Source organism: Bradyrhizobium sp. PRIMUS42 (assembly GCF_023006515.1).
Lineage (GTDB): Bacteria > Pseudomonadota > Alphaproteobacteria > Rhizobiales > Xanthobacteraceae > Bradyrhizobium.
This window is the reverse complement of the sequence record NZ_JALBGZ010000621.1, coordinates 1-3745: the sequence shown is the minus strand read 5'-3', so window position 1 is coordinate 3745 and position 3745 is coordinate 1. Positions and strand designations below refer to the sequence as shown.

Annotated in this window: 4 protein-coding genes and 1 pseudogene; 3 read left to right on the top strand and 2 right to left on the bottom strand. The window is 64.4% G+C overall.

What is annotated here, in order from left to right; all coding sequences use genetic code 11:
* The coding region (locus MOV75_RS30610) for an NrsF family protein (protein WP_247007177.1) at nt 1–120 on the top strand (120 nt) is incomplete at its 5' end.
* Nucleotides 121–130: 10 nt separating this feature from the next.
* On the opposite strand, the gene MOV75_RS30605 is transcribed toward MOV75_RS30610, so the two are convergent.
* On the bottom strand, nt 131–1234 hold the full coding sequence (locus MOV75_RS30605) for a DUF2336 domain-containing protein (RefSeq protein WP_246931291.1): 1104 nt from the start codon (nt 1232–1234) through the stop codon (nt 131–133).
* A gap of 63 nt (nt 1235–1297) precedes the next feature.
* Entirely contained in the window at nt 1298–2455 is a 1158-nt protein-coding gene (locus tag MOV75_RS30600) for a GGDEF domain-containing protein (protein WP_247007176.1), read from the bottom strand.
* A 437-nt stretch (nt 2456–2892) separates the two neighbouring features.
* On the opposite strand from MOV75_RS30600, the gene MOV75_RS30595 reads away from it, so the two are divergent.
* On the top strand, nt 2893–3462 hold the full coding sequence (locus MOV75_RS30595; protein ID WP_246931289.1) for a sigma-70 family RNA polymerase sigma factor: 570 nt from the start codon (nt 2893–2895) through the stop codon (nt 3460–3462).
* Nucleotides 3459–3745, top strand: a pseudogene (locus MOV75_RS30590) (hypothetical protein); the annotation flags it as partial. The gene MOV75_RS30595 and the pseudogene MOV75_RS30590, both read left to right, overlap by 4 nt.

The window sequence follows — 3745 nt, the reverse complement described above, 5'->3', positions numbered from 1 at the left end:
CTCTATGCCTCGCACTGCACCGACGACTCCCCGCTGTTCGTCGCGACCTGGTACACGATCGCGACCGCGCTGGTGACGGCGATCGGCGCGGCGGTGGGATCCAAGGTCCTGCGCTACTAACGAGCCGGCATCAGGCCGCCGGCGTCGTGCTCTGCTGCATGCGGTGGAAGCGCAGCACCTGCTGTGCGGTCGAACTGCGGAGCGCCTCGTAGGCGTCGCGCAGCGTCAGCATGTCGGTCTGCGAGCCGCCTGAGAGCTTCTCGCGCATGGCGATGATGGCCCGCACGCTCGGCCAGGACATGCCCGCGGCCTTGGCGAGGATCATCACGCCCTCAGTGCGGCTTTCGATCATCATGGTCTCGGCGGCCCCGACCGCGACGCCCGCGAGCGCCGCGAGCCCCGCATTGGTTTCGTCGAACTTGCCCTGCTCGGCGAACGTGGTGATCTGGAATTCGTTGAGACGGCCGTCCTGGTGCAGCGACTTCACCAGCGCACGGGCCATCTCGGTTTGCCTCGTCATGGCGGCGGCGCGGACCCGCTGGGCCGCTTCCTGGACCACGCTCGACACCTCGTCCATAAGCTCCGGATGGGCGGCCTCAAGCTTTTTGCGCACGCTGGAGGATGCCTTGGCGACCAGCCTCAAATAGTGATGACGGGGCAGGTCCGGCCGCAGGCCGATGCAGGTGGCGAGGTCGTCGTCGCGTTCGGCACGGGTGACGAGATCGGTGAGGCTTCCCTCGGAGAGCCGCGCACCGGGATTGCTGACGGTCGACTGCACCACGTCCTCGTTGCCCCGCGTCACCAGCACGTCGGTCAGCGCCTCCGACAGCATCCGTCGCAGCGAGATCGCCTTGAGATGCGCCTGGCCCCTCGTGCGCGCGATTTCGATCAAGGTCGTCTCGTCCAGCCGTTCCGATTTCGACAGCACCGGGCCGGAGACCTCGACGACCTCGTCGAGCGCGAGCGTGCGGATGATGTTCGGCGGGGCGGCCGCGATCGGTGCGAGGCGGTCGGCGAGCAGCGCCCTGGCTGACGTCTCGATCTGCCCGATCAGGCACTGGAACACGTCGTCGAAAACGCGGATATGGTCGTCGGAATAATCCACCGCGTTGCCCACGAAGAGATCGGTCACGCGGCGCAGCGTCTCGACCCGGCGCGCGACGGTGCCGTGCGAGAGCGCAGCCTGCAATTCCTCGAGCAGATTCTCGGATGATCTCGCGGATTTGGATCTCATAGCCCTGTCCTGGAGCGTTCGGTCCGGAGGCAGCTTCTGCCCTGCCGGGAGAAAATGGATTGGTCAGCTTGTTGCAATACGGTTGCGCCCTTGCGCCTTGGCGGAATAGAGCGCGCGGTCGGCGCGCGCGAGAAACGTGTCGGCAGTATCGACGTCGCGAAGCGTCACGACGCCCGCAGAAATGGTCACGTGCATGCCCGGGGAGAATGCGCTCCAGTCGAGATCGGCGACGATGCTGCGCAAGCGCTCGAGCATGCGCTGCGGCGAATCGCCCGACGTGTCCGGCAGCAGCAGCAGGAATTCCTCGCCGCCATAACGGCCGAAGCTGTCGGCCGGGCGGATGTTGGCGAACATCGTGATCGCGAAGGTGCGCAGCACCTCGTCACCGACGGGATGGCCGTGGGCGTCGTTGATGCGCTTGAACCAGTCGAGATCGATCAGCGCGATCGCGCACGGCGTCGATGTCTGCCGCGACTTTTCGATCTCGGCGTCGAGAAGGCGCATGATGCAGCGGCGGTTGTAGGAGCCGGTGAGTTCGTCGAGCTCGGCCAGTTCCTCGATGCGTTGATAGGCGGCCTTTAGTTCGATGCTGCGCCGGTACAGAATCTTGCGCAGGGTGGCGCCGAACAGGCCGAGGAAGGCGCACTGGCCGATCACCAGCACGAAGCAGAGCATCGAGGCGGTTCGCTCCAGGCGGGTCTTAACCGGCAGCCCGATCGGCAGGTCCGAGCCCAGGAAGACCAAGCCAAGCCCGCAGGTGGCAAGGCCCCAGGTGACCATCGCCTGGCTCGAAGTCATCCGCAGCGTGCCAAACGCGAAGATCAGAAACAGCACGGCGAGGAACGCGACCCCGACCGTCGGCACTGCGAGCAGAAACACCAGCTGCAGCGCCATATGCGCCGAGATCTGGAAGACGGTGAGATAATGATCCTGGAACCGGTCTCCGAAGCCGGCTTCCGACAGCACGGTGAAGGTGCCGATGATCAGGAGGCCGCCGAGCCAGAACAGCGATGGGACGGCCATCGAGACCGCCCCGCCATAGGCGTAGAGCAGCAGGACCGAGGCGCCCAGCGAGTAGCTCGCGGCTTGGCCGATATACATCTGGCGGCGCTGGCGGACCCGGCGCGCCAGAACGTCGGGGGCCGCTGCCTCGGGCGTGAGGACGAGATCCGCGACCTCAGCGGCATTCCTCTCGGGAAAGGACGTCGCGGCCGTGCTCATGGTCCCGCCAGTGGTGGATGTCAGCGTAAAAATCTACGTGGCAAGCCTTTAGGTTTGGTATCCTTGGAAATCGAATCCGAACCGTGCAGCGCGGAACAAGGTCATAGGCCGGCGGAAGAATTTTTTACCGGTGATCAGGCTTCGTTGCGATGCGATCGAGCCAAAGGCCGGCTTGGCGAGACATATGTCGTGCAGGGCTGCTATGGAACCGGATGAGGTCGGGCCGCCTGTGCCGGACAGGTATCCGCAGGGAAATATCTCAGTATTATGTTACCGATCTGGATTATGGCGGCCGACGGCCGCGACTGGGACAAGAAAAATGCGCGTATGTGGGGTGGATCACATAGGCGCCCGTACGACTGCGGTAGCCTGAACAATTTTGCCCCCCGCGTCGAACCGTCCGCCGTATCGACCCGACCAACTTTGCGAGACGGCCTTTGAGCGTGACACAGGCGGCTTCGGACGAGGTCCTCATCGCTAGGATCGCCCAAGGTGACCGGCTCGCCATGCAGGTGCTGTACGGGCGGCACCATGTCAGGGTTTACAGGTTCGGTCTCAGGCTCGTGCGGGATGAGCAGGCGGCGGAAGACCTCATCAGCGAGGTATTTCTAGACGTCTGGCGTCAAGCCGGGAAGTTCGAGGGCCGATCCGCCGTTTCCACCTGGCTGCTGGCAATCACCCGATTCAAGGCCCTGTCTGCGCTGCGGCGCAGGAAGGATTTCGAGCTGGACGAAGAGGCCGCCAACGCGATCGAGGATACGTCCGACGATCCGGAAACGGCGGTGCAGAAAAAGGATACCAGTGAAGCGTTGCGGGAGTGTCTGACGGGCCTCTCGCCCGACCATCGGGAAATCGTCGATCTCGTCTACTACCACGAGAAGTCCGTGGAAGAGGTGGCCGAAATCGTCGGGATACCGGAGAACACCGTGAAGACGCGCTTGTTCTATGCGCGCAAGAAACTGGCCGAACTGCTGAAGGCAGCCGGCATTGAGCGAGGCTGGCCATGATGGCTTTGAGCAAGAAGATGCTGGAGCAAGAGCCCAGTGAAATTGAACTGCTGCTGCCGTGGCACGCCGCCGGCACGCTGAACGCGCGTGACGCGCGCCGTGTCGAGGAAGCGCTGGCGCGCGATCCCGCGCTTGCCAAGCAATATGCCGCGATCCGCGGCGAGTACGAAGAGACCATCCATCTGAACGAGAGCCTGGGTGCTCCGTCGACGCGTGCGATGCAGAAGCTGTTCGCCGCGATCGACGCCGAGCCGGCGCGGGCGAGCGGCTCGCTGCCGCTGTC